General features: G+C 33.5%; 21 protein-coding genes and 1 tRNA gene. 12 read left to right on the top strand and 10 right to left on the bottom strand.

Annotated elements, in window-relative coordinates:
• Nucleotides 1–240: 240 nt before the first annotated feature.
• On the top strand, nt 241–1701 hold the full coding sequence (locus AC0J6S_RS13675; protein ID WP_474954314.1) for an alpha/beta hydrolase family protein: 1461 nt from the start codon (nt 241–243) through the stop codon (nt 1699–1701).
• Here AC0J6S_RS13675 and AC0J6S_RS13670 read toward each other — a convergent pair.
• Nucleotides 1655–2113: an Arm DNA-binding domain-containing protein gene (locus AC0J6S_RS13670; protein ID WP_474954313.1), complete on the bottom strand. Its 459-nt coding sequence runs from the start codon at nt 2111–2113 to the stop codon at nt 1655–1657. The two genes, AC0J6S_RS13675 and AC0J6S_RS13670, sit on opposite strands and share 47 nt — an antisense overlap.
• Before the next feature lie 273 nt (nt 2114–2386).
• A tRNA-Tyr gene (locus AC0J6S_RS13665) sits at nt 2387–2467 on the bottom strand.
• 352 nt (nt 2468–2819) lie between these two features.
• Here AC0J6S_RS13665 and AC0J6S_RS13660 point away from each other — a divergent pair.
• The 3 genes from AC0J6S_RS13660 (at nt 2820) to AC0J6S_RS13650 (ending at nt 3738) form a co-directional block, all read left to right on the top strand.
• Nucleotides 2820–3038 carry a helix-turn-helix domain-containing protein gene (locus AC0J6S_RS13660; RefSeq protein WP_474956369.1) on the top strand — a complete coding sequence of 73 codons (219 nt, stop codon included), beginning with the start codon at nt 2820–2822 and terminating at the stop codon, nt 3036–3038.
• A 116-nt stretch (nt 3039–3154) separates the two neighbouring features.
• Complete coding sequence (locus tag AC0J6S_RS13655; protein ID WP_474954312.1) at nt 3155–3358, top strand: IS3 family transposase; 204 nt, start codon at nt 3155–3157, stop codon at nt 3356–3358.
• A 239-nt stretch (nt 3359–3597) separates the two neighbouring features.
• On the top strand, nt 3598–3738 hold the full coding sequence (locus AC0J6S_RS13650; RefSeq protein WP_474954311.1) for a hypothetical protein: 141 nt from the start codon (nt 3598–3600) through the stop codon (nt 3736–3738).
• 325 nt (nt 3739–4063) lie between these two features.
• Here the strand turns inward: AC0J6S_RS13650 and AC0J6S_RS13645 are convergent, their stop codons facing one another.
• Nucleotides 4064–6136, bottom strand: coding sequence for a hypothetical protein (locus tag AC0J6S_RS13645; protein WP_474954310.1), 2073 nt, complete (start codon nt 6134–6136; stop codon nt 4064–4066).
• Nucleotides 6137–6821: 685 nt separating this feature from the next.
• On the opposite strand from AC0J6S_RS13645, the gene AC0J6S_RS13640 reads away from it, so the two are divergent.
• Nucleotides 6822–8447 (top strand): amidase, encoded by a 1626-nt coding sequence (locus tag AC0J6S_RS13640; protein WP_474954309.1) that lies wholly within the window; start codon nt 6822–6824, stop codon nt 8445–8447.
• Nucleotides 8448–8568: 121 nt separating this feature from the next.
• Here the strand turns inward: AC0J6S_RS13640 and AC0J6S_RS13635 are convergent, their stop codons facing one another.
• Genes AC0J6S_RS13635 through AC0J6S_RS13625 form a run of 3 tightly spaced genes read right to left on the bottom strand, consistent with a single transcriptional unit; the run spans nt 8569 to nt 10423 of the window.
• Complete coding sequence (locus AC0J6S_RS13635) at nt 8569–9129, bottom strand: endonuclease III domain-containing protein (RefSeq protein WP_474954308.1); 561 nt, start codon at nt 9127–9129, stop codon at nt 8569–8571.
• A gap of 1 nt (nt 9130) precedes the next feature.
• Nucleotides 9131–9520 (bottom strand): peptide-methionine (R)-S-oxide reductase MsrB, encoded by a 390-nt coding sequence (gene msrB, locus AC0J6S_RS13630; protein ID WP_113633934.1) that lies wholly within the window; start codon nt 9518–9520, stop codon nt 9131–9133.
• Between the two features lie 36 nt (nt 9521–9556).
• The gene (locus AC0J6S_RS13625; protein ID WP_474954307.1) at nt 9557–10423 is read right to left on the bottom strand and encodes an alpha/beta fold hydrolase; all 867 of its coding nucleotides are present in this window, start codon (nt 10421–10423) and stop codon (nt 9557–9559) included.
• A 168-nt stretch (nt 10424–10591) separates the two neighbouring features.
• Between AC0J6S_RS13625 and AC0J6S_RS13620 the strand changes: the two genes are divergently transcribed.
• The 6 genes from AC0J6S_RS13620 to AC0J6S_RS13595 all read left to right on the top strand — a co-directional run bounded on the left by AC0J6S_RS13620 (nt 10592) and on the right by AC0J6S_RS13595 (nt 20288).
• Complete coding sequence (locus AC0J6S_RS13620; RefSeq protein ID WP_474954306.1) at nt 10592–12013, top strand: glycogen synthase; 1422 nt, start codon at nt 10592–10594, stop codon at nt 12011–12013.
• Nucleotides 12010–13290, top strand: coding sequence for a glucose-1-phosphate adenylyltransferase (locus tag AC0J6S_RS13615; protein ID WP_474954305.1), 1281 nt, complete (start codon nt 12010–12012; stop codon nt 13288–13290). Before AC0J6S_RS13620 ends, AC0J6S_RS13615 begins: the two co-directional genes overlap by 4 nt.
• A gap of 67 nt (nt 13291–13357) precedes the next feature.
• A complete protein-coding gene (gene glgB, locus AC0J6S_RS13610) occupies nt 13358–15265 on the top strand; it encodes a 1,4-alpha-glucan branching protein GlgB (RefSeq protein ID WP_474954304.1) in 1908 nt (635 codons plus the stop codon).
• A gap of 196 nt (nt 15266–15461) precedes the next feature.
• On the top strand, nt 15462–17861 hold the full coding sequence (locus AC0J6S_RS13605; protein ID WP_474954303.1) for a glycoside hydrolase family 31 protein: 2400 nt from the start codon (nt 15462–15464) through the stop codon (nt 17859–17861).
• Nucleotides 17862–17950: 89 nt separating this feature from the next.
• Nucleotides 17951–18766, top strand: a complete 816-nt coding sequence (locus AC0J6S_RS13600) for a M48 family metallopeptidase (RefSeq protein WP_474954302.1) — start codon at nt 17951–17953, stop codon at nt 18764–18766.
• A 196-nt stretch (nt 18767–18962) separates the two neighbouring features.
• Nucleotides 18963–20288, top strand: coding sequence for an MFS transporter (locus AC0J6S_RS13595; protein WP_474954301.1), 1326 nt, complete (start codon nt 18963–18965; stop codon nt 20286–20288).
• 34 nt (nt 20289–20322) lie between these two features.
• On the opposite strand, the gene AC0J6S_RS13590 is transcribed toward AC0J6S_RS13595, so the two are convergent.
• From AC0J6S_RS13590 to AC0J6S_RS13575, 4 genes are read right to left on the bottom strand one after another with little or no spacing between them, the layout of a single operon-like run.
• Complete coding sequence (locus tag AC0J6S_RS13590; RefSeq protein ID WP_474954300.1) at nt 20323–21057, bottom strand: head GIN domain-containing protein; 735 nt, start codon at nt 21055–21057, stop codon at nt 20323–20325.
• A gap of 16 nt (nt 21058–21073) precedes the next feature.
• Nucleotides 21074–22135: a hypothetical protein gene (locus AC0J6S_RS13585; RefSeq protein WP_474954299.1), complete on the bottom strand. Its 1062-nt coding sequence runs from the start codon at nt 22133–22135 to the stop codon at nt 21074–21076.
• Nucleotides 22119–22655 carry an anti-sigma factor gene (locus tag AC0J6S_RS13580; RefSeq protein WP_474954298.1) on the bottom strand — a complete coding sequence of 179 codons (537 nt, stop codon included), beginning with the start codon at nt 22653–22655 and terminating at the stop codon, nt 22119–22121. Before AC0J6S_RS13580 ends, AC0J6S_RS13585 begins: the two co-directional genes overlap by 17 nt.
• Nucleotides 22652–23206: an RNA polymerase sigma factor gene (locus AC0J6S_RS13575; protein ID WP_474954297.1), complete on the bottom strand. Its 555-nt coding sequence runs from the start codon at nt 23204–23206 to the stop codon at nt 22652–22654. The genes AC0J6S_RS13580 and AC0J6S_RS13575 overlap by 4 nt, the downstream gene beginning before the upstream one ends.
• Before the next feature lie 308 nt (nt 23207–23514).
• Between AC0J6S_RS13575 and lon the strand changes: the two genes are divergently transcribed.
• Nucleotides 23515–25965, top strand: coding sequence for an endopeptidase La (gene lon / locus AC0J6S_RS13570; protein ID WP_474954296.1), 2451 nt, complete (start codon nt 23515–23517; stop codon nt 25963–25965).
• Nucleotides 25966–26105: the final 140 nt, after the last annotated feature.

Here is a 26105-nt window from a genome sequence, read left to right as displayed (position 1 = left end):
GTAAAGTATCCACAATACCTCGCTGTTTGGTATCCTAAGAGGGCTATTGTGCATCAAATCAGTACTGCGGAGCAGCGCTGGGTGATGTTGAGCGGTAATCAAGATTATGCTCTTGTGGCTGACCCTTTGCAGTATAATCCACAATATAAGTGGATTGCCGATATGGATTATTATCTGGTACATCTTGCAACCGGTAAACGGGAATTATTTTTAAAGGGACATTCGGGTCTTATTAATCACATGGGTATTTCGCCGGATGGACGGTATATTAACTATTATAAAGAAAGTAATTGGTGGGTTTATGATCTAAAACAGCAAACTCATACTAATGTCACCAAGGGACTTGATGTATCATGGGATAACAGTGCCACTGATCCTGGGAACCAATTGAATGTGTGGGGACAGCCCGGCTGGACTATAGACAATCAATGGGGAATTTATTATGATTATCATGATATTTGGGCCATTTCTCCTGATGGACTGGTACGAAAACGCCTGACCGATGGTAAAGAAAAGCAGTTGCGTTTTCGTTTTGATGTTTCAGCCCTTTCAGATCGACATGATTTTAATTATAAAGGAAAAGGAATCTTTAGATATGACCTTTCAAAAAGCCTTTTGCTTACCGTACTTGATTTATATGGAGGCTCAACTGGATACTACACTTTACATCCTAAAAAGGGTGTGGTGTCTCTTGTGATGGATACTAGTTCTATCAGTAAATTACAAAAGACCAAAGCGCTGGATGCTTTTGTCTATGTTACGCAACGCTTTGATCGACCTCCCAGCTTGATGTTTCGAAGCAGTATTGATAAACCGGCTACAGTTTTGGTGCAAAGTAATCCTCATCATGAATTGTATCAATGGGGGAAATCAGAAATGATTCATTACACCGATAGTAAAGGCAGGATTTTGAACGGGGCTTTGTTTTATCCCGCAGGTTATGATTCGACCAAACGATATCCCATGGTGGTTTATATTTATGAAATAGTATCACGTGATGTCAACAATTATGTCAATCCTACACAATACAATACTTTGGGTTTTAATATAACGAATCTCACTAGCAACGGATATGCTGTTCTTTTACCAGATATTGCTTTTGAGAAAGGCAATACCGGATTTTCTGCTGTAGATTGTGTGACAAAGGCAGCCTCAAAAGTCATTGCAATGGGAATAGCTGATGCCGGAAGAATAGGGTTGATGGGGCATTCATTTGGGGCTTATGAGACCAATTTTATCATCACTCAGACTTCCATGTTTGCAACGGCCATAAGTGGCAACGGAGTTTCGGACACTCTGGGGCATTATTTTACTATAAATACTGACTACAATACCATGGATGGGTGGCGGTATGAGAACCAACAGTATCGAATGGGATTTTCTTTTTTTGAGAATCGTGAAGCATATTATCGCAATTCTCCTTTAGTTAACGCAAGATCGATTACAACTCCTTTACTGACTTGGGCAGGTGTATTAGATCAGAATGTACAGCCTAGGCAGGCAGCGACTTTTTATGCGGCACTGAGGAGATTGCAAAAAGAGCATGTTATGTTGGTATATCCTAATGATGGTCATATTTTTTTTAATCCTAAAAATCAGATTGATTTGACCTATAAAATTCAGGATTGGCTTGGTCATTATTTGAAAGGGGAGGTCAATTATATTTCCACAACAGGAAATTTTGAATATGATTTAAAGTAACCTCAAAGCGCTGCAGAGTTCCATATGCATACTTTTTCCCGACCAATTCTTTCATTTTGTCATTATGATCCTGAAATATGGGAATAAGTGTTCTATGGTTTTTATACAATCCTTTAATTATTGATTGTACGTTTTGGAGAGATACATCTTCGTCCTTATGAATTAAGTCCATTTCGGCACTTAAAACCTTTGACCTCATCATATCGAGATAACTATTTATTGAACGGGCTTCTTCCGTGTTCCCTTTCATTTTCGCTAGCTCCGTTGACCATTTTGATTTGTCTATGAATTTTTTAGAACTAAATTCAGTTCGTTCGCCATTAATGGTTAACCGAACATAAATAGGCAAATTGCCGTTAACATTCATTTTTGTACTTTTTGCATAAAAATGTAAAGTGATTTTTGTTTTCATAGTGGTGACCTTTTAATTATTATTCAATTTATATTACTGAGTAATAACAAACAAGATGTACATCTTTTGAACAGCATAATGAACAGGCTGGAAGTACAGTGTTTGCAAGCCTTAAGAAGATTAAGCGAGACCCTAGAATTGAATTTTTTCTAGGGTCTCGATTTTGCCCCTTAAGATTTAAGATTGAATGAATATTTTGAAGTTGTCAGAAAAACAAAAACCCAGTAAATCATAAGATTTACCGGGTTTTGAGATTGAATGAATTCTCAATCGTGGGGAGAGCAGGATTCGAACCTGCGAAGTTTGCACAGCAGATTTACAGTCTGCCCTCGTTGGCCGCTTGAGTATCTCCCCAAGACTTAACAAGTGTTACTTGTTGTGCTAACCGGGTGCAAATATAAAAACTGTTTTGATGTTTCCAAACTAAATTTGCACTTAATTTCAGTATTATTTTTAATGCGTTGGTATTGATGGACATGCCCCAAAAAGTTAGACACTATTTGGGGCATTTTTTATGGAAAGAAAAGTAAAATATGATTATACATTTAAATTAGAATGTGTAGAATTAGTTTTAAACAAAGACCAATCATGTGGTGTTGTATCGAAACAAAAAGAAATAATAAAATCCCAAGTTCAAAAATGGTTAAGTTTATTTAAAAAGCATGGTCAAAAAGCTTTGCAATGAGCAAGGAATTAGACTTATACCATTGATTTTCAGGTAAATGTTTTAAAAGCATTATCCAAAAATCAATTATCTTTAAGAGAAGCGTGTTTGTTATTTAATATTCCTTCAGAATCTACTATTTTAAAATGGAAAAAAGATTTTGCTAACTTTGGTATTGAAGCACCACATTCAAAAGCAAAAGGCAGAGAAAAATCTACGAGTAATTTAAAACGTAAAAAAATAAATCAGACAAGCCATTAACCAAAGAAGAAGAACTTCTTTTAGAAAATGAAGCATTACGCTGTGAACTTGATTATTTAAAAAAAGTTAAAAGCCTTAATTCAAGCCGAAGAGAAAGCCAAAAAGCGCAAGCCATAATGGAGTTAGGGCATAAATTTGATTTAGAATTACTTCTAGATCTAACAAAAATGGCACGTAGTAGTTTTTATTATCATCAAAAGCAGAATAAATTACTTGATAAATACAAAGAAATTAAAGAGTTAATTAAAGCCATTTATCAAAGACATAAAGGGCGCTATGGTTACAGAAGAATAACGGATGAGATACAAAAAAGGGAATAATTATCAATCATAAAACCGTTATTAGATTGATAAATTTATTGGTATTAAAAGGCATTTTTGAAGTAAAAAAGTACAAATAGTATAAAGGAGAATAAGGTAAAATTGTTGCAAACATATTAGAAAGAAATTTTAAAGCAACAGCACTAAATCAAAATGGGCAACTAATGTAACTGAATTTAATATTGCAGGAAACAAATTATATTTATCGCCAATAATCGACTTATATAATCAAGGAAATAATGAGTTATGAGCTAGCAGAACGACCAGTATTCAATCAAGTGGTAATGATGTTGACGAAGGCATATAAGAAAATATCAAACAACACTAATCTAGTTTTACATTCTGATCAAGAATGGTCACATCAAATGAAACAATATTAATACTTACTAAAAGAAAAAGGAATAATACAAAGTATGTCAAGAAAGGGAAATTGTTTAGATAATGCAATAATTGAAAATTTCATCGGAATACAAAGTCCGAATTATATTACTTGAAAAAGTATCAATCAATAGAACAATTAAAAAAAGAAATAGAGGAGTATTAAATTATTATAATAACGATCGAATTAAGTCAAATTTAAACCAAATGAGCCCAATAACATATCGAGCCCATTAATATCAAAATTAATTATAAATTTGTCTAAACTTTTAGGTGCAGTCACAGGGGAAATTTTTTTATGGAACATAAAGAAGAATATTTTTTTATTTAATCCAATAATTCAGGATTATTAAGTATCAATTCAATTTTTTTAATAGTAATTGTGATCTGACTCATTTGTAATTCTATGTTTCTAAAAAAGAGGCTAATATCTCTATTAACCCAACTTTCAGAAATAACTCTGGCACCCAAACTAATTCTTAAAATAGCGCTTTCAATTTCTGTAGTATATTTTACGTTCACTGCTTGACCAATATGACATTTTTGCGCAGCAAGCCGAATGATTTCTAAAGAAGAACCTTCAAATTGATCTGATAAATCCGAATTCAATAAAGTATATAATTTCTTTACTTTATCAACAGATAAGACTTCATTGTTTTTAAAAATAAAGAAAGGAAAAATGGTACGGATGTTTCGTATTCCAAATTCCTTACTGTTGTAACTCTTCGTTTTTGTTTCATCCCCATAAATAGGCTGTAAAAAAGCAGCTTCTTTTATGGAGTCATCTACAAAATTGCAAAACATTTCAATACCCATATTTCGATATAAAATAGGTGTTTTGTAATATCTGTCCATTTCAACAACGGCAGCATTCCAGCGCATATAAGAACCATAGTTATAGCCGTCAGATAATTCATTGGAACAAAACCAGGAAGATGGCCAATCCGAATGATTATAATATTGGGTTAAGCCTTTGGGTAATGTGTTTTTTACAGAATGAATTAATTTATTGACACTTTTAGGCAAAATTAAGGCACCGCAGTATGGAGGTCCTGTGAAGAACTTACTCCCTGTTATGGTAACAATATATCCTTTGTTTAAATAATTTTGTATGTCTTTTGGGTCTAATCTTAGCTGTGAGCCATCCACAATTATTTGAATTGATAAATCTTCAAGTGTATTTAGTTTTTTAATAAATGCGTCACTGGGAGATTGATATCCTAATTTTGATTGGTCCATAGTATGCAATACTATGTGCCTGCCTTGATTTTTAGTCTTAATAACGGCATCAAATACTTCCTTATCTAATTGATCAGAAGGTTTTAATGCGCCATTTTGATCTCTAAAAGGAATTTGAATTAAATCAACATCTCTAAAACCTTCAATTTTTGTGTCTTTTTTAATTGGATAATTTAAAGCAGTAGTATTTTCAAAATGACATCCTTTTAATGCCGCAGCTACACCACTGCCAGTTTCATCAGAGGCAACCAAAATATGTGTAATTTCTTTATCGGAAATAATTTGGGTTATAGCTGCTATTTGAAGTGAAGAATCAGTACCTGATGGTGAAAAAATTATTTCACATTCCTCATTTAATTTGAATATTTTTCTAAGGTTGTTTTTTAGCAATTCAGAAAACTCGATAGTAGTATTTTTAAAACCATTTTTCAAGCTATTTCTAATTAGTATGCTTCTCACTTTATCAGTCTTATCAAAAGCAAAATTAGAAACACTGGAAGCTGTAGATGAAGCAAAAGTAAATGCATCAGGTCTTGGGAATGGACGACATCCGTATTTGTTTAGCAAATGAATTTCGTCGATATTCAATCTAAGATCTCCGCCAGACATCAACATGTATTCTGTGGGTTTTGCAAGATTTTCGATAATAGGTTTCCAAGATTCTTTGAGTTCAATGTTAGAATTTTTCATACCATGAAAAGACTGAAGCTCGTCGTTTAGTAATGAAGATTCAGTACTTAAATCAATATCATTTTTGATTAAATTAATTAAAACATAATCAAGATTTTCTAATTTTTCTTTATCATCTTTAGGCAGTAAATTATAAAATATCCGCGTTACTTCAAGAGCTGCAATATCACATAAAACCACATCCTGTTTTTCGATATTCAAAGCTTTATACCATAGCTGCCATTCGATTCCATATCTTAAATATACTAAAGCTAAAATGGGTTTATTCAAAAAAGAGGAACCAATTATAATTGATTTATTAGGGATAATTTTGAAAATAGTAGGCGCGCTGGTTGACGTGATAATATTGATGTTATTTATCTTTGGTACGGTATTAAATCTTTTTAAAATGCGAACTAAATAGTCCACATTTTCTTTTTCAAATAAACTGGTTCTTTTATATTGATTTTCAATAAGAATATTGTTTGTCATATATGTTATAATTTTAAGCGTTCCTTAGAACGATATTCTGTATTGGTAAATTTAGATTGCTAACTAAACTCAGGCAATCAGGGACAATATTTTGTAATAAATTATCACAAAAAATAATTGTGTTACCAATGGATTGAGGTTTCGCCTATTTTAAAGCGTTACATATTGCAAAAGTCAGCAAATATAAGAAACTTGGTAGCAGTAAAAAAGACATTAAAAAATACTCGTTTGCGAAATCATCTATTTTTATTTAAAGTCAGTTATTTAAACGGTATTTATAAAGTGATTTACAAGGATAAACTTGTTAAAAAAAAATAATTTCTAAATTATTAATTTATTGCTTGAAAACTTGAGAAAAAGTGAAAAAAGATAGGAGAACACATAATTCCAAGAAACTATTTGGTTTGAGTTGTAAATATATTTTTAGCATATTTTAAAAAGTAATTCAGAGAAGACTTTAAATAATAAATCACAGAGGCTATATTTATATGGGTATCTATCATTCAATTTTGATTCCCATTTAAGTTGCGTTTTTTCTATGTTAATGAATTTTTAATTTTATTCCACTCAGCACACAAACTAAACTTTAACATTTGTTCCAATTAACAGCGTATTGTTTTTAGCGAAAAAAAACTACTTTAGAGCACTATTATGCAAATTTTTAGCCAAATTAATGATTTAACCTATGAAAAGAAGATCTTTTTTAACCACTGCAACACTTGCCTCAGCAGGTTTAACCACACTTTTGATTACAGGTTGTACTTCAAATACAAAGAAAAAGGAAGAAGAATCAGTATCGGTCGCAGAGACTAATGAAGCCTTTGAATTGGACGAAGAAACAATCGGGGGTTTAAGGGAGAAATTAACTTCTGGAAAATATACTTCGGAACAATTAGTTCAGTTGTACTTGAAACGCATCGAAGCTATTGATGCTTCTGGACCAAAATTGAATTCGGTTATCGAAATTAATCCTGATGCAGTTGCTATTGCAGTTGCAATGGATAAAGAGTTCAAGACAGGCAAAATCAGAGGACCTTTACATGGAATTCCTGTTTTAATAAAAGACAATGTAGACACTGCAGATAAAATGCAAACAACGGCTGGTTCTCTTGCAATGGAAGGGAATATTGCTTCAAAAGATGCTTTTGTGGTAAAAAAACTCAGAGAAGGCGGAGCTATAATCATTGGAAAAACAAATTTAAGTGAATGGGCTAATTTTCGTTCGACCCAATCATGTTCAGGATGGAGCAGCAGAGGCGGCCAGACTAAAAATCCTTATATTTTAGATCACAATCCATGTGGTTCAAGTGCTGGATCAGGAGCTGCAGTTTCAGCGAATCTTTGTGTAGTTGCTGTTGGAACTGAAACCGACGGTTCTATTGTGTGTCCAGCATCGGTAAATGGAATTGTGGGTATTAAACCGACAGTAGGTTTGGTTAGCCGCTCTGGAATTATTCCAATATCAAAAACGCAGGATACGGCCGGTCCAATGGCGAGAACGGTAACTGATGCAGCTATTTTACTAGCAGTAATAACGGCGATTGACGAAGATGATTCAGTAACTCTCGAAAGTAAAGGAAAATCACAGACGGATTACACAACGTTTTTAGATGCCAATGCTTTGAAAGGCAAACGTATTGGTATTGAGAAAAAACCACAGGGAAATAATAAATATATTAACGCACTTTTAACTGATGCTATAAACCTGCTCAAAAAGCAAGGTGCTACCATTGTTGAAATCGATTATTTAGATAAAATTAATGCTGCAGGTCAGGCTGAATTTGAAGTTTTGCAGTATGAATTTAAAGCCGGTTTGAATAGCTACTTGGCTACAGCCAATGCAAAAGTTAAAACTTTAAAAGAGGTAATTGATTTCAATAGCGCTAATGAAGATAAAGCAATGCCGTATTTTAGACAAGAAACATTGGAGAGTTCTAATGCAAAAAAAGGACTTGATGATAAAAAATATACAGAAGCATTGACTGCGAGTTTTGAAGGAAGTAAAAGTATTTTAAATGCTGTTTTTAAAGCAAATAAATTAGATGCTATTTGCGGAATAACTATGGGACCGTCATGCAGTATTGATATGATTTACGGCGATCGTTGGGGCAGTTATTCATTGACTTCGCCAGCTGCGGCAAGTGGTTATCCACATATTACTGTTCCTTGTGGACTGGCTTATGATTTGCCTGTTGGGTTGTCATTTTTTGGAAAACCATATACAGAAGGTGAATTAATAGGTTTAGGATTTGCTTATGAACAAGCGTCTAAAAAGCGTTTGAGACCTAACTTTAAGCCTTCTTTTTTATAAAAGATATTTTAAAAGGGTAATAAGTATTTCACTTTTTACCCTTTTATTTTTTTATGATACTTACAAATCGAGTTAATAGGACATTCAGGACATTTAGGTTGTGGGCGGCAAATTTCTCTTCCTAAAAAGAAATAGCCATCCCAATTTCTCCCCAGATTTCTTTTGGAAGCACTTGCATCAACTGTTTTTCGGCTTTAATTCCGTCTTTGGTTTCTGAGATTAATCCAATTCTGGGTGCCACTCTGATAACATGTAAATCGGCTATAATTCCCTCTGCTGGAATTTTTGCTTCTCGCATAATTACGTTAGCTGATTTTCTTCCAATTCCTTGTAATGCAACTAAACCTTCCATTGTCAATGGAATATTTGCATCATTTAGAACAGTTTTCGCTATTTCCAAAAGCCATTTTGCTTTGGTTCCAAAATTCCTCACTTCAGAAATATACGGAAATAATGCTTCCTCATTAGCAACGGCTAAACTTACCATATTTGGATATGCATCAAATAAAGCAGGAGCAATTTTATTGATATTAGCATCAGAATCCTGAGCCGAAAGTACCACCATAACCATAAGTTGGTATAAATTATGGTACTCCAGCGGATGTTTTTGTCCTTTATATTTCGTTAGGATAGGTTTTAGTTTTTCAGTCCAATCAGTAGAATTTCCAAATAAGTCCATCATACTATTCTTTAAAGTCTACTGATAAAGAGTTTACGCAATAACGTTGTCCGGTTTTTGTAGGTCCGTCATCAAATACATGTCCTAAATGGCTGCCGCAATTAGCGCACAAGATTTCAGTACGTTTCATGCCATGAGAAACATCTGAAATGTATTTTACTTTTCCAGGAATGGATTCATCAAATGAAGGCCAACCGCAATGTGCATCAAATTTTGAATTACTTTCAAATAAAGGTTCTCCGCAAGCACCGCAACAATAAGTTCCTTTTTCGTAATGTAAATTATAAGTTCCCGTATGAGGATATTCTGTTCCTTTTTGTCTAAGAATTCTGTAACGTTCTTCTCCCAATTGTTCTTTCCATTCTTGTTCTGTTTTTTCTAAAGGATATTTCATGATCTATTTTTTTTACTAATTATAAAATGTTGCATTCTATTTATTTTGAATGAATTGAACCGTTTTTTCGATTACTTTAGAATTGCCAAGAATTTTGCGATGCCCTAAACCATCGGTTAATAGTAGCTCCCCATTTTTTAGATACTTATGAATATGAATTCCCGCTTTTACAGGAACTTCAGGGTCATTATTATCATGTATTACTAAAACTGGAATAGCGGTTTCCTTTGCAGCCAGAAAAGCAGAATAACTATTCATTTTTTCTCCATATTTTTTTTCGAAATGCAAGCGCAAAAGAGTGCCAACAGTTGGTTTCAATTCTAATTTTGCCACAAAATCGTCTATAATATCTTCAACGATATCGCCACTGCCAATAACCACAGCATGATTTACTTTTAAACCTTTTTTTATTGCATTTAATACGGACATTCCACCCAATGAATGACCGATTGAAGCTTCGAAGGGACCAAATTGCTTTTCTATTTCTAAAATTGTAGCGATAAAATCGACCATGATAGTATCTTTTCCTGGTGATTTTCCATGGGCTGGAGCATCAAAACTAACGGTTGAATATCCTACTTTGAGCAATTCATCGGCAATTTTGAATAATTGTGTTCCTCGACCTGACCAACCGTGTACTAATAAAATTTTCTTTTCATTTTTGCCATATTCGTAAACAACAACTTCTTTGCCAATTGCAGGAATCGAAACTAATTTTTGGAGACTGTTTCTCTCCATTTCTAATTCTCTTTTTGGAATTTTATGTTTTATAGGTGTTGTAAAGAGTTTAGCAGCAAATAATGTAATCAGTTTTGGAGAAATAAAAGAGATTAATTTACTGGTTAATAAAATAATCTTAGGAATTTTCAATGATTGGGTATGATTAGAAGTTTTTTTTGTCATTTCAATAAATTTTCAACCGAGTTCTTATATTATAAATTTTTTACTAAATTTAGAAAACATAAAAGTAGTATTTTTTATAAGGTCTTTATGGGTATTAACATAAAAGACGGAAATATTAATAATTAATCGAGTAGCATTACAATACTCAAAAATATCAAAATTTCATAAATGGAAATATTTCATATCAGCGCAGAATGTTATCCCGTTGCAAAAGTAGGAGGTTTAGCTGATGTTGTTGGCGCTTTGCCAAAATATCAAAATAATGCAGGACATTTAGTAAGAGTCGTTATGCCATGTTACGACACCAAATTCAGGAAGGATAATGATTTTGAATGTGTTCATTGGGGTCATGTAAAATTGGGTAATTTTAATTTTCCTTTCAATATTTTAAAAGAAAAAACGGACCACCTTGGATTTGAATTGTATTTGGTCGAAATTCCAGAATTGTTTGATAGAAAAGATGTTTATGGATATAAAGATGATATTGAACGATTTTTGTCTTTCCAAATTGCCGCTTTGGATTGGATAATTGGTAGAAAAGACATTCCAGATGTTATCAATTGTCACGATCATCACACAGGTTTGATTCCATTTATGATGTTGTACTGCCATAAATATGAAAAACTGCGCAATACACCGTCTATGATTACCATTCACAATGGTTTGTACCAAGGTCAGTTTGGTTTTGATAAATTATATTATTTACCAGAATTTGATTTGGCTCATGTGAAAGTTTTAGAATGGGATAATTGCATTAATTCATTGGCAGTAGCCGTAAAATGTGCTTGGGCTGTAACTACAGTTTCGCCAAGTTATCTGAATGAAATCAATTATTCTTCAAATGGATTGGAATCCTTATTTAATTTGGTACGCTATAAATCCAAAGGAATTTTAAACGGAATTGATATTGAAGTTTGGGATCCGGCAAAAGATGCGATGCTGGAAAAAAATTATTCGGTTAAAAATTTTGAAAAAGGAAAACAAGAAAATAAAGATAAATTATGTAACCTTTTTAATTTAGATCCAACAAAACCACTTTTTAGTTTCATTGGAAGATTATTAGAGGAAAAAGGAGGCGATTTATTGCCACATGCCGCCGCTCTAGCCTTATCAGAGAATTATCAGCAAATAAATATTTTGATTTTAGGCTCAGGAAATACGGCCATAGAAAATCAGTTGAATAGTTTGTTACAAGATTACAAAGGAAATTACAACACATTTATTGGTTATAACGAAGAATTAGCGCATTTAATTTATGCTGGTTCTGATTTTTTGCTAATGCCTTCCAGAGTAGAACCTTGTGGTTTGAACCAAATGTATTCCTTGCGTTACGGGACAATTCCCATTGTACGTCGAACGGGCGGATTAAGGGATACTGTAGTTGATTTTGGCGATGACGGAAATGGGATTTGTCATGATCAAGCCACAGTTGGTGATATTTGTTACTCGATTCAGCGAGCAGTAAATTTATATGATGATAAAAAACATCTGAATGAAATAAGAAAAATAGGAATGAACACGGACCATTCTTGGGAGCGTGTTTGTCAGGAATATATAGAAATGTACAATCTAATAATTAACAAGAAATGAAAGCCAAAAAGAAAAATGTAATTGCAATAATTTTAGGTGGAGGACAAGGATCCAGATTATATCCGTTGACAGAATCAAGATCAAAACCAGCTGTTCCAATTGGGGGAAAATATAGATTGGTTGATATTCCAATTTCAAATTGCATGAATTCAGATATTTATAGAATGTTTGTATTGACACAGTTTAACTCAGCTTCCTTGAATGCTCACATCAAAAACACTTATAACTTTAGTATTTTCAGCCATGCTTTTGTTGATATTCTTGCTGCAGAACAAACTCCTGACAACCCAACTTGGTTTCAGGGAACGGCTGATGCGGTAAGACAATGTATGCCTCATTTCCTGAATCACGATTTTGATTATGCGTTGATACTTTCCGGAGATCAGTTGTATCAAATGGATTTCAACGATATGTTAGAAGAACATATCAAGAGAGAAGCAGATATTACCATTGCGACATTACCCGTAAATGCAAAAGATGCACCTGAATTTGGAATTTTGAAAACAAACTCCGAAAGTTGTATTGAATCTTTCATTGAAAAACCAGCGAAGGAATTATTGCCAGATTGGGAATCAGATGTGAGTGAGCAAATGAAAAGTGAAGGAAAAAATTACTTGGCTTCGATGGGAATCTATATTTTCAATAGAAAATTATTGGTAGATATCATGTCTAACAAAGAAACCAAAGATTTTGGTAAAGAGATTATTCCGCAAGCCGTTGGTCACAAAAAGATTTTAAGTTACCAATATGAAGGATATTGGACGGACATTGGTAATATTGATTCCTTTTTTGAGGCGAATATTGGATTGACCGATGACTTGCCTAAATTTAATTTATTTGATAACGATAATAAAATTTTTACCAGACCTAGATTACTCCCGCCGTCCAAATTCCAAAAAACAATGATTGATAAATCATTAATTTCGGAAGGTTGTATTTTAAATGCAAAAGAAATAAATCGATCTGTGATTGGAATTAGATCAAGAATTGGTGAAGGAACAATCATTCAGAATTGTTATGTAATGGGGAATGATTTTTATCAGAATATAGATGATATGAATGAAGATCTTAAAACCGGGAAACAACTAGTGGGAATTGGAGAAAGATGTTTTATAAGCAATGCTCTAGTGGATAAAAACTGTCGAATTGGGAATGATGTTTACATCAGTGGAGGCAGTCATTTAGAAGATTTCTCAAATGAGTTGTATGCCATAAAAGACGGAATTGTTGTTATCAAAAAAGGTGCAGTTATACCGGATAATTACATTATAAAGTAAACTTTTAAACTGTTTTTTCTTAAAAATAATATTCTATTTCTAAAAGGTAGAATTATACAATTATTATATGAGTAAAGTTATCTCGCATTCCCTTTTTACCGATTTTGATATTGATTTATTTAAAGCAGGAAAACATTTCCGACTCTACGAAAAACTTGGAGCACATCTTATTTCAGTTGACGGAGTTGACGGCGTTTATTTTGCAGTTTGGGCTCCTACGGCACATTCGGTATCGGTAGTTGGGGATTTCAACTTTTGGACACAAGGCGAACATTTGTTAGAAGTTCGTTGGGATTCATCCGGAATTTGGGAAGGTTTTATTCCAAATGTCAAAAAAGGGACAACCTACAAATATAAAATACAATCTAATAATGGCGGTATAGTAACTGAGAAAGCAGATCCTTTTGCTTTTTACTGCGAAAAACCTCCACATACGGCTTCAGTGGTTTGGGATTTAGATTATAAATGGAAGGATAAAAACTGGATGGAAACCCGTCAAAACCATAACGGTCTTGACAAGCCTTACTCAGTTTACGAAGTCCATTTAGGATCATGGAAACGTCATGCCAATGATAATCGTTTTCTCACCTATCTTGAATTTGCCGAAGATTTAGTAAATTATATAAAAGAAACCGGCTTTACGCATGTAGAGTTCATGCCAATCATGGAATATCCGTACGATCCGTCTTGGGGTTACCAACTAGTGGGCTATTTTGCACCAACTTCCCGTTTTGGGAATCCACAGGAATTCATGCATTTAGTAGATAAATTGCATGAAGCCGGAATTGGAGTAATCCTGGACTGGGTTCCTTCTCATTTCCCTGATGACGCGCATGGATTAGGATTTTTTGATGGATCGAATCTCTTTGAACATCCCGATCGCAGAAAAGGGTATCATCCGGATTGGAAAAGTTTAGTTTTCAATTATGGACGAAATGAAGTTCGTTCCTTTCTGATAAGTAATGCTTTATTTTGGCTGCATCATTATCACGCCGATGCATTGCGCGTAGATGCTGTTGCCTCAATGCTGTATTTGGATTATTCCAGAAATGATGGCGAGTGGGAACCAAATATTTACGGTGGAAGAGAGAATCTGGACACGATTAGTTTTCTGAAAGAATTCAATGAAGCCGTTTATTCTAATTTTGAAGGCGTTCAAACCATTGCTGAAGAAAGCACATCGTTTCCTATGGTTTCGAGACCAACATCAATTGGTGGTTTAGGTTTTGGAATGAAATGGATGATGGGTTGGATGCATGATACGTTAGAGTATTTTCAAAAAGACACCGTATATAGAAAGTACCATCAAAATGATTTGACATTCTCGATGACCTATACGTTTTCGGAAAATTTTATGTTACCGCTTTCTCACGATGAAGTGGTTTACGGAAAAAAATCCATTGCAGGAAGAATGCCTGGAGATGAATGGCAAAAATTTGCGAATCTACGATTACTCTATGGCTATATGTTTATGCATCCCGGGACAAAATTATTGTTTATGGGAAGTGAATTTGGACAAAGTAACGAGTGGAATTTTGAAGGAAGTTTAGATTGGCATTTGTTGCAATATCCGTTTCATGCCGGTGTCAAAAAATTGATTACGGATTTAAACAAATTATATAAAACCCAGCCTGCCTTGCATGAAAAACAATTCAGTGCGGAAGGTTTTGAATGGATTAATTATTCCGATCATCAAAATGCGGTAATGTCTTTCATCCGAAAAGGAAATAATCCAAAAGATGACGTCATTATAATTTGCAATTTTACGCAAGTAGTGCGACCTAATTATCGAATTGGTTTGCCCAAAAAAGGTAAATTGACAGAAATTTTCAATAGTGACTCTTCAAATTATGGAGGAAGCGGAGTTTCAAACGCAAAAAAAATAGCAATTGAGTCCATGCCTTATGATGGAAGAGATTATTCAACAGAATTACTTTTGCCACCTTTAAGTGTTACTGTTTTTAAAATTTCATAAGCGTAAAATTGTTCTTTTAAAGATAAGCATAACTAATGGTTTTCATTTATAATGGAAACCATTATTACATCTAGTTGATTGTTACATTGAAACAAACTACAACGTTATCGTGAATAAAACACACATATTTAACAGTTTACAAAGTATTTTTGTAAGTTTGAATTCTAGAAAAAGATTAAAATTAATACCATAAAACATGATTACAAATACAGAATTAGAATACAAAGGAGATTTATATCCCACAAAAATAGTCTCTTTTGAACATGAAGTCGATTCCATAAGTTTCCACACTGATAATAGTGTCATATTAAAAGTAACGGTATTAAGAGACAGTTTAATCCGATTTAGATTTACAACAAAAGGGTATTTCAGTAATGATTTTTCTTATGCAATAGATAAAAATCATTCCCATGGATATAATCATCTGGAAGTTTCAGAAGTAGAAGATTATTATCAGATTAAAACCAGTAAGGTAAAGTGCAGGATTCAAAAAAATGACATGAGATTGTCTATTTTTGATTTAGAGGACACTATTATTTTAGAAGATGAGTTGGGATTTCATTGGGAAGAAAGCTATGAATATGGTGGAAATATCGTAAAAATGAGTAAAGCTTCCAAAGATGGAGAATGTTTTTACGGACTTGGCGATAAAGCAACTCAACTGAATCTTAAAGGTAAGAGACTGGAAAATTTTGCTACAGATCAATATGCTTTTCAAAAAGACCAAGAACCATTATACAAAGTAGTTCCGTTTTATATAGGACTTCACAACAAAAAATCTTACGGGATTTTCTTTGATAATACATTCAGGACCTATTTTGATTTTTGTCACGAAAGAAGAAATGTAACGAGCTTCTGGGCTGAAGGAGGTGAGATGAATTACTACTTCATTTATGGGCCTGAAATGCAAGATGTCGTTACAACCTATACTCATCTAACGGGTAAACCAGAGCTACCGCCGCTTTGGGCACTTGGATATCACCAATGTAAATGGAGTTACTATCCAGAAAGTAATTTAAAAGAAGTTGCCGCCAAATTCAGGGAATTAAAAATTCCTTGCGATGCGCTTTATTTGGATATTGATTATATGGAAGGTTTTAGATGTTTCACTTGGAACAAAGAATATTTCCCAGACCCAAAAAGAATGGTCGCTGAACTAGCCGAAGATGGTTTCAAAACAGTGGTAATTATCGATCCGGGAATCAAGATTGACAAAGAATATTCAATTTATAAAGAAGCTTTAGAAAAAGATTATTTCTGTAAAAGAGCAGATGGTCCATACATGAAAGGGAAAGTTTGGCCGGGAGAATGTAACTTCCCGGATTATACAAATCCTGCGGTAAGAGAATGGTGGGCTGGATTGTTCAAAGAATTAATTTCGGAAATTGGAGTAAAAGGAGTGTGGAATGACATGAACGAACCTGCCGTTATGGAGGTTCCTAATAAAACGTTTCCTATGGATGTACGTCACGATTATGATGGAAATCCTTGCAGTCATAGAAAAGCGCACAATATTTACGGCACACAAATGGCTAGAGCTACTTACCACGGTGTGAAACGTTTTGCGTACCCAAAAAGACCTTTTGTAATAACAAGATCAGCGTATGCAGGCGCGCAGCGGTACACATCGTCCTGGACCGGAGATAATGTGGCCACTTGGGAACATTTGTGGATAGCAAATATTCAGGTACAACGCATGTCAATTTCGGGAATGGGTTTCACAGGATCTGATATTGGTGGATTTGCAGAGCAACCTTCAGGCGAGCTATATGCACGCTGGATTCAATTGGGCGTTTTTCATCCATTTTGCAGAACACACTCTTCCGGAGATCATGGAGATCAGGAGCCATGGGCATTTGACGAAGAAGTTATTGATATCACCAGAAAATTTGTCAATTTGAGATATCAATTATTACCTTATTTATATACCATGTTTTGGCAGTATATTGAGGAAGGAATTCCTATGCTCAAACCATTGGTCTATTATGATCAGGAAGATATTCAAACACATTACAGAAATGATGAATTTGTTTTTGGAAATCAAATATTAGTTTGTCCTATTTTAGAACCAAATTCTTTGGGTCGAAGAATGTATATTCCACGTGGACAATGGTATAATTATTGGACGAATGAAGAAGTAAAAGGAGGTAAAGAAATTTGGGTGGATACTAAATTTGATCAGATTCCAATTTTTGTAAAAGCGGGAGCAATTATTCCTAAATATCCAGTGCAACAATATGTAGGTGAGTTAGAATTTGATGAACTCACTTTAGATATTTATTATAAAGAAGGTAAAGAAAAATCAGTGGTGTATGAGGATGCTCAAGATGGTTATGATTATAAAAAAGGGAGATACAGCTTCTTATCGTTTCAAACAACCGGTAAAGAGAAAGAATTGATTATCCAACTGCATAAAGAAGGAAAATACGATACGAATTATTCTAAGTACAAAATAAATCTTATTGGTCTGCCATTTAAAGTTAAAATGATCGAAATTGATAATGTAGAAGTCCTATTTGACAGTTTTACTTTAGAAAATGAAAATTATTTAATTGTAGATAAGGAGTTTACAACTTTTCATATCATTGGGGAATAACAAAAAAAGTTGATACTTATACAATTAATTATGTAAATTTAAATGTTTATAATAATTGTATTTTTGTTAAATATTTAATATTTAAAATTATGAAAAAGCATTTATTAATAGGGATTTTTGCGGCAGGATTGGTTTATTCTTGTGCTACTAATCCAATTACAGGGAAAAAAAGTTTAAATTTTGTTTCTAACAGTGAATTGTTTCCAACATCTTTTCAACAATATGGTACTTTTTTAAAGGAAAATAAAGTAATTACCGGAACTGCAGATGCTAGAAAAGTTGAAGCAGTTGGAATGCGAATTAAGGCTGCTGCAGAAAAATATTTAATTTATTTAGGGCAATCACAATATTTGACTGAATACCGTTGGGAATACAAATTAATTGACAATAAAGAAGTGAACGCTTGGTGCATGCCAGGAGGGAAAATTGTCGTTTATTCCGGAATTTTACCAGTAACACTTAATGATTCAGGTTTAGCAACTGTAATGGGACATGAAGTTTCTCACGCCTTAGCAAATCATGGAGCTCAACGTATGAGTGCGTCTCAATTGCAACAATTAGGAGCTGTAGGAGTTGCTGTAGCAACTGGAGGTAAAAGTGAACAAACACAACAAATATGGGGCCAAGCGTATGGATTAGGATCTCAGTTTGGTGTTATGCTTCCTTTTAGTAGAAATCACGAGACGGAAGCAGATAAAATTGGTCTTACTTTAATGGCTATTGCAGGTTATAATCCGGAGGAATCTATAACTTTCTGGTCTAGAATGGCTGAAAAATCTTCAGGTCAAGCACCGCCGGAATTTATGAGTACGCACCCGTCTGATGCGACTAGAATTGCAAATTTGAAAGCATTGATCCCGGAAGCTAAAGCTTTAGCAACCAAAGTGGGTATTATCTACAAGTAACAATTTGAAATCATAGTGTTCTTTATCGAACATTTAAAAAGGCTATTCTCAAGTGAGAGTAGCCTTTTTTTGTTATACTATTTTGCGACTTTTAAATACATTGCAATTATGACGCAATTTGTTAATATCAAATAAAGCTGTTTTTTGGATTTTATCAATAAAAATTAAATAAATTCGCAACATAAATAAAGTAAACATGGCAGATTTAGAAAAAGGAAGTAAAAAATTATTAAATGCTTGGGCTTTTTATGATTGGGCTAATTCTGTTTATACGCTTACCATCGCATCTGCTGTTTTTCCAATTTATTATGAAACCTTGTTTTCTGAGCGAGATCATTATATTGATGTTTTTGGTTTACATCTTAAAAATTCAGCTTTAATCAGTTTTGTTACTTCTTTTGCATTTTTATTGGTCGCTTTTATTTCTCCACTATTATCTGGTATTGCTGATTATGTTGGAGATAAAAAATCATTTATGAAATTCTTTTGCTATTTGGGAGCATTATCATGTATGGGATTGTATTGGTTCAACCTTGAAAATATATACCTTGGTTTAGCATTTTATTTCCTAGGATTGATTGGATATTGGGGCAGTTTAGTTTTTTATAATTCCTATCTACCAGATATAGCTTTTGTAGAGCAACAAGATAAAGTTAGTGCCAAAGGGTATTCGTTAGGATATATTGGAAGTGTCCTTTTATTGATTATCAATTTAGCGATGATTATGAAGCCAAAAATTTTTGGGATTTCTGGAACTGATGGTGAAGCAGCTATGAAAGCCATGCGATATTCCTTTGTAATGGTTGGTGTTTGGTGGGTTTTATTCAGTCAGTACACGTATTATTTTTTACCGAAAGGAAATAAAAACGCAAACAGCAAAGTAACGCACCATGTTGTATTGAATGGTTTTAAAGAGTTAAAAAAAGTATGGTTTTTATTAAATGAAAACATTGCATTAAAACGATATTTAGGAGGATTTTTTGTTTCGAGTATGGCAGTGCAAACTGTAATGCTTGTCGCCACTTATTTTGGAGCACAAGAAATTGCTTGGTCTTCTAAAGCGGAAAGTACAACGGGTTTAATTATTTGTATATTAATCATTCAATTAGTAGCTGTTCTTGGTGCAGTTCTAACTTCCAAAGCCTCAGAAAAATTTGGTAATATTCCAACTTTGATTTTCATTAATTGTATTTGGGCAGTTTTTTGTGCACTTGCATTTTTTATCACTTTACCCATACATTTTTATGTAATGGCGTCAATTGCAGGTTTGGTGATGGGAGGAATTCAGGCTTTATCGCGTTCTACTTATTCTAAATTATTGCCAGAAACGCAGGATACAGCTTCTTTTTTTAGTTTTTATGATGTTGCTGAAAAAATTGGAATCGTAATTGGAATGTTAGTTTACGGAATTATCGATCAGATTACTGGCAGCCCGAGACTTGCCATCGTATTTCTGGGAGTATTTTTTGTAATAGCCATTCTCTTGCTGAAAAGAGTGCCAAAAAAAGGCGTTTTAAATTAATAAAACACCTTATTGTATAATGCTAAATTCGAAGTTAAGACTTTGAAATATTCCCTGATCCAGTCACTTTGGTATCTTTTTTCTTTGGATTGCCTTTGTATTCAATATCTCCCGAACCTGAAACTCTGGCATGAAGGCTTTCACTGCAGAAAACAGTATTATCTCCTGATCCAGAAACGGTTGCTGTTACGTTTTTAGCTTTTAAATTTGCGGCATCTATATCGCCTGATCCGTTTAAATTACTGTTTAAATTTACCGTTATTCCGGTTAATTTTAAGTCTCCGGAACCATTTAAATTGGCGTCAAGATCGTTTGCTTCTACTTCTAAATTCATGTCGCCTGAGCCAATTAGTTTAGCTGAAAATGATTTTGATTGGATGCGATTTTTAGTCAACACATCTCCGGAACCGGTCAAAGAAACTTGATTAATACTTTCGAAAGGAACAGTTATAATAATTTGTTTTCCTTTGCTGCTACTAATGTATTTGTTCTTTTCTGAATAAATTTTCAAAACTTGATTCGCAACTTCAATTTTGATGTATGGAAGTAAATTTTCTTCTCCTTTTACAATTATGTTTCCTTCATTTCCTGAAACTAATTCCACATCAAAAAAGCCTATTACAGCAATTTCATCATACGAAGATGTCGTTCTTTTTTCTGATATAACAGTGCCATTACCAGTTATTTTAGCTTTAGAGGACCATTGCGCTTGAGCCATCGATGTGATTAATATTGCGCAACTGACAAATAATTGAATTGATTTTTTCATAAGTTTTGTTTTTAGGTTATTGGTTTTTAGTTAATATTACGTTTCCATAATCTGAAATTATATTCAAATTGTTAAGTCCTTTTTTCTTGTGAAAACCACTATATTTTTTTGAATTTGACACTTCTTCTTTAGAATCAATTTCTAAATCAGAGTCATATTTAAAGTTTGCATATTTTAAAAGAACATTAAAATCAAAAGCAAAATTAGTGTGGTATCCAATATTGATTCCAGTATATCCGGCGACTACAGTAACCGAATTTGCCTTTGCATTAATCGATTGAATGGCTAAAGAACTGTATTTTGTGTTCAGTTTTAAATAATCAAACACTTCTCCAATTTTTATTGTCAAATAATTTCCTGATGCGTCTAAGGTTTTTACATTTTGAATTCTGATTTTCCCATATTTACTGTTGTATTTAATGGCATCACTTTGCTCAATTTCGATATCCGTGTAATCAGAAATTAAATCTAACTTAGTTACCTCACCAATTTTTAGATTCGAATATTTTGCTGTTACCATTCCATTTTTTAGAAATGCAATGCTCGAATTAGAGCAATATTCCATTTCAAGTGTACTGTTTCCATACAATCTCCCCAAGATTACCTTTCCATATTTACATTTGATATCCGCTTCTGCGTATAAATCAGAGGTGCTGATATTGCCGTATTTGTTATTGAGTTTTACACTTCCATTTTTTGGAATTTTGAGGGTGTAATTTATTTCAAAATTATTGTTTTTACCGTGACCTTTGTAATTGGAATTTCCTAGAATTGTTTTGGCAGAAATCATTCCTTTCAAAGCGACTATATCAACAGCGATGGTTTCAATACGCTGGTTGACCCAATTTTCATTATCACCGCTAACTTTGATACTTATGTCAAGTTCAATTTTATCTTCGTTCCAAGTGGTTACTGAAATAGTGCCGTACGAATTGTCAATCGAAAGCGTTGCGTTAGGATTGACATAATACGCTTTTTTAATATTTTTTTCTTTCAAATGCAGGAAGTCATTGTCAATTGCATGTCCCAAAAATGGAATTAAAATAAATAAAATCAGTATTTTACATTGTTTTTTCATCAGCTATGTTTGTTTTTTGTTCCTTATTTTCAATATGTTGCAGTACGCTTTGCAAAAAAGAAATCCGCGTCTGAAGATTGCTGATCATTGCATAAATAATCTGTTTACTTTCTCCATTGGTTTCGAGTTCCTTAATTATTTTGTCGTAATCATTGTCCAATGTTCGCATTTGTTTGAGTGCATCAGCGATGATTTTTTCGTTTTCAGGTGATTTTTTTTCTTTTATTTTTTCTAATTCCTTTTCGATTAAAATAGTAAAAATCGAATCCGTTTGTTTCGTTTCTTTTGATGCAAATTGTAATTCCTCAGTTTTTTTAGGAGTAGTATTGAAAATTGAAAGTCCTAATATAAGTCCTATAGAAGCAGCGATTCCAATAGAAACAAAACGTTTCCAATTCGATTTCTTAGATTTTAATTTTTGTTCAAATCGTTGCTCATGATTACTTTCAGGAGACTCGACATCCCATTGATTTTCAAATTTTTCAAATAATTGGTCTAGTTTTTTATTTTCCTTTTTCATATTTCCTCTAGTTTTTTTCGCAAACAATCTTTGGCTCTGCTCAGTGTAGTTCTGCAATTGGCATAACTGATATTCAAAATTTCGCTAATTTCTTCCTGGTCGTATCCTTCAATGAAAAATAGTGTTAAAACCATTCTGTAATTATATTTCAATGAAGTGATGGTGTCTAGAATTTGTTTTACTTTTAAATCTTTGAAAGAAGTGCTTTCTAAAATGCCATTTTCTGTTTCTTCGATTTTATAAAGTGTCGCATCAAAATCTTCTGGTTTGAATTGGTTGTTCTTTTTATAAAAATCAATACTGCAATTCACCACAATTCTTTTTAGCCAAGCGCCAAAAGCAACTTCTTGCTTGTAGTCATCTATTCGCGTGAATGCTTTTAAGAAACTTTCCTGCATTACATCCTCGGCAAAATGGCTGTCTTTTACGATTCTATGCGAGACATTATACATGGCTTTTGCATAGCGATTGTAAATTTCGCATTGTGCTTTTTGATTTTTTTGCTTGCAGAGCAAAATCAATTCTTCGATATTATGTTGATTTACATTCAAACAGCTGCTAGTAATTTAATAGTAAGGACTTGTTAATTTTTTCTTTGTTACACTTTTATAAAAATAAAACTAAAATTTTCATTTGATTGCTCCTGCAGTGATTAATTTGTTGCTGTTTTAATGGTCAGCATTTTTACTTTCTGATGAAAAATAGGATAAAGATAGTTTCTTTTGGCACAAAGATTGACTCTTTTACCGTTATGCAAATTTTGAGGATTAAACATCGCTTTTATATAAAAAGATTATTTTGAAACCTTATATTTGCTTAAAGAATGAATTTTTTAATGACAAAAAGACTTAAATAATATATGTCAAATCATAAAATACTTACTATTGACAATCTGTCACTTCAGGAATTTGATTCTGAAGCAGATTTAATTCCACTTTTGACTCCTGAAGATGAGGAGGAAATGAATAATGAAGCATTACCGGAATTATTGGCAATTCTGCCTTTACGAAATATGGTTTTATTTCCTGGAGTTGTAATACCGATTACCGCGGGACGTGACAAATCGATAAAATTGATTAATGACGCCAATGCCGCTGGAAAAACGATTGGAGTTGTTGCTCAGATCAATGAAGAAGATGAAGATCCAACTAAAGATGATATTCATAAAATAGGTACCGTAGCCCGTATTTTGCGTGTATTAAAAATGCCTGATGGGAATGTAACGGTAATTCTTCAAGGTAAAAAGCGTTTCGAAATTGATGCTGTTATTGATGAAACGCCATACATCACAGCAAAAATTAAGGAAGTTCCTGAGAAAAGACCTAAGAAAAATGATACTGAATTTGTCGCGATTCTTGATTCAATCAAAGAATTAGCCATTCAGATTATCAAGGAAAGTCCAAATATTCCCAGTGAAGCGACTTTTGCCATCAAAAATATTGAAAGTCAATCATTTTTGGTCAATTTTGTGACTTCTAACATGAACCTGATTGTTAAAGAGAAACAAGACTTGTTGGCTATTAATGAATTAAAAGGGAGGGCTTTAGAGACGCTTCGTTATATGAATATCGAGTTGCAAAAACTTGAATTAAAAAATGATATTCAGTCCAAAGTGCGTTTTGATTTAGACCAACAACAACGCGAATATTTTCTTCACCAACAAATGAAAACCATTCAAGAAGAATTGGGTGGCGTTTCGCAAGAAGAGGAAATGGACGAAATGTTGCAGAAGTCTTTGACGAAAAAATGGGATGAAAAAACCAAAAAGCATTTCGATAAAGAATTATCTAAAATGCGTCGCATGAATCCACAAGCGCCCGACTTCGGAATTCAAAGAAATTATTTAGAATTGTTCCTGGAATTGCCTTGGAACGAATATTCAAAAGATAATTTCGATTTAAAAAGAGCTCAGAAAATATTGGACAGAGATCATTTTGGATTGGAAGATGTTAAGAAAAGAATGATTGAACATTTGGCAGTTTTAAAATTGCGAAATGATATGAAATCCCCGATTATTTGTTTGACAGGACCTCCGGGAGTGGGTAAAACTTCAATTGGACGTTCGATTGCAGAAGCTTTGGGTAGAAAATACGTTAGAATTTCCCTTGGTGGATTGCGTGATGAAGCGGAAATTCGCGGACACAGAAAAACCTATATTGGTGCGATGCCAGGACGAATCATTCAAAGTTTGAAAAAAGCGGGAACCTCAAATCCAGTTTTTGTTTTGGATGAAATCGATAAGCTATCCAACAGTAATCAAGGTGATCCTTCATCTGCATTATTGGAGGTTTTAGATCCGGAGCAAAACAATTCTTTTTATGATAATTTCCTTGAAATGGGATATGATTTGTCTAAAGTGATGTTCATTGCGACTTCCAATAATATGGCTGCGATTCAACCTGCGTTGAAAGACAGAATGGAAATCATCAAAATGTCAGGTTACACAATTGAAGAAAAGGTCGAAATAGCGCGTCAGCATTTGTTTCCAAGACAGTTGAAAGAGCATGGTTTGACTTCCAAAGATTTGACCATAGGAAAAAAACAATTGGAGAAAATCGTAGAAGGGTATACACGTGAATCTGGTGTTCGTGGTTTAGAAGCTAAAATTGCTCAAGTAATCCGTAACGCAGCCAAATCAGTTGCGATGGAAGAGGAGTATAACAAAAAAGTCACAGATGAAAATATTATTAAAACACTCGGTGTTCCAAGATTAGAAAGAGACAAATACGAGAACAATGATGTTGCCGGTGTGGTAACTGGTTTGGCTTGGACCTCTGTTGGGGGTGATATTCTGTTTATCGAATCGTTACTTTCTCCTGGAAAAGGAACCATGACTATTACCGGAAACTTAGGTACGGTCATGAAAGAATCTGCTACAATTGCTTTAGAATATATTAAGGCAAACGCGAAACTTTTAGGATTGGATTCAGAAATACTTTCTAAATATAATATTCACTTGCACGTTCCGGAAGGAGCCACGCCAAAAGACGGACCAAGTGCCGGAATTGCGATGTTGACGTCATTAGTTTCATTGTTTACACAAAAACGTGTGAAGAAAAACTTAGCTATGACAGGGGAAATCACGTTACGTGGAAAAGTCTTGCCAGTAGGAGGAATCAAAGAAAAAATATTGGCAGCAAAACGAGCAAATATCAAAGAAATTATTCTGTGTCACGAAAACAAGAGTGATATTGATGAAATAAAACCTGAATATTTGGAAGGACTTTCTTTTCACTATGTAAAAGAAATGAGCGAAGTATTAAAATTTGCTTTGACCGATCAAAATGTAAAAAACGCCAAGGATTTGTAATAAGTTACAACTCCTAAATACAAAAAATCCAAATTCCAAAACTTGATTTTCAAGACATGGAGTTTGGATTTTTTATTTGCAATTACCAGTTTTAAAGTTGCCATTTATTCTATTTATAATTTTATCTTCGCAGTTGCGTT

The sequence above is a fragment of the Flavobacterium sp. TS_SC_5 genome, from assembly GCF_056156265.1.
Note: the sequence above shows the minus strand (reverse complement) of the source record. Positions and strands in the feature narration are given on the sequence as shown.

What these genes read in the sequence shown, in the direction of transcription:
- AC0J6S_RS13675 (WP_474954314.1), top strand. Translation starts at nt 241, where the DNA reads ATGGGTATTTCGCCGGATGGACGGTATATTAACTATTATAAAGAAAGT.
- AC0J6S_RS13670 (WP_474954313.1), bottom strand. Translation starts at nt 2,113, where the DNA reads ATGAAAACAAAAATCACTTTACATTTTTATGCAAAAAGTACAAAAATG.
- AC0J6S_RS13655 (WP_474954312.1), top strand. Translation starts at nt 3,155, where the DNA reads ATGGAGTTAGGGCATAAATTTGATTTAGAATTACTTCTAGATCTAACA.
- AC0J6S_RS13650 (WP_474954311.1), top strand. Translation starts at nt 3,598, where the DNA reads ATGAGTTATGAGCTAGCAGAACGACCAGTATTCAATCAAGTGGTAATG.
- AC0J6S_RS13645 (WP_474954310.1), bottom strand. Translation starts at nt 6,136, where the DNA reads ATGACAAACAATATTCTTATTGAAAATCAATATAAAAGAACCAGTTTA.
- AC0J6S_RS13640 (WP_474954309.1), top strand. Translation starts at nt 6,822, where the DNA reads ATGAAAAGAAGATCTTTTTTAACCACTGCAACACTTGCCTCAGCAGGT.
- AC0J6S_RS13635 (WP_474954308.1), bottom strand. Translation starts at nt 9,129, where the DNA reads ATGATGGACTTATTTGGAAATTCTACTGATTGGACTGAAAAACTAAAA.
- msrB (WP_113633934.1), bottom strand. Translation starts at nt 9,520, where the DNA reads ATGAAATATCCTTTAGAAAAAACAGAACAAGAATGGAAAGAACAATTG.
- AC0J6S_RS13625 (WP_474954307.1), bottom strand. Translation starts at nt 10,423, where the DNA reads ATGACAAAAAAAACTTCTAATCATACCCAATCATTGAAAATTCCTAAG.
- AC0J6S_RS13620 (WP_474954306.1), top strand. Translation starts at nt 10,592, where the DNA reads ATGGAAATATTTCATATCAGCGCAGAATGTTATCCCGTTGCAAAAGTA.
- AC0J6S_RS13615 (WP_474954305.1), top strand. Translation starts at nt 12,010, where the DNA reads ATGAAAGCCAAAAAGAAAAATGTAATTGCAATAATTTTAGGTGGAGGA.
- glgB (WP_474954304.1), top strand. Translation starts at nt 13,358, where the DNA reads ATGAGTAAAGTTATCTCGCATTCCCTTTTTACCGATTTTGATATTGAT.
- AC0J6S_RS13605 (WP_474954303.1), top strand. Translation starts at nt 15,462, where the DNA reads ATGATTACAAATACAGAATTAGAATACAAAGGAGATTTATATCCCACA.
- AC0J6S_RS13600 (WP_474954302.1), top strand. Translation starts at nt 17,951, where the DNA reads ATGAAAAAGCATTTATTAATAGGGATTTTTGCGGCAGGATTGGTTTAT.
- AC0J6S_RS13595 (WP_474954301.1), top strand. Translation starts at nt 18,963, where the DNA reads ATGGCAGATTTAGAAAAAGGAAGTAAAAAATTATTAAATGCTTGGGCT.
- AC0J6S_RS13590 (WP_474954300.1), bottom strand. Translation starts at nt 21,057, where the DNA reads ATGAAAAAATCAATTCAATTATTTGTCAGTTGCGCAATATTAATCACA.
- AC0J6S_RS13585 (WP_474954299.1), bottom strand. Translation starts at nt 22,135, where the DNA reads ATGAAAAAACAATGTAAAATACTGATTTTATTTATTTTAATTCCATTT.
- AC0J6S_RS13580 (WP_474954298.1), bottom strand. Translation starts at nt 22,655, where the DNA reads ATGAAAAAGGAAAATAAAAAACTAGACCAATTATTTGAAAAATTTGAA.
- lon (WP_474954296.1), top strand. Translation starts at nt 23,515, where the DNA reads ATGTCAAATCATAAAATACTTACTATTGACAATCTGTCACTTCAGGAA.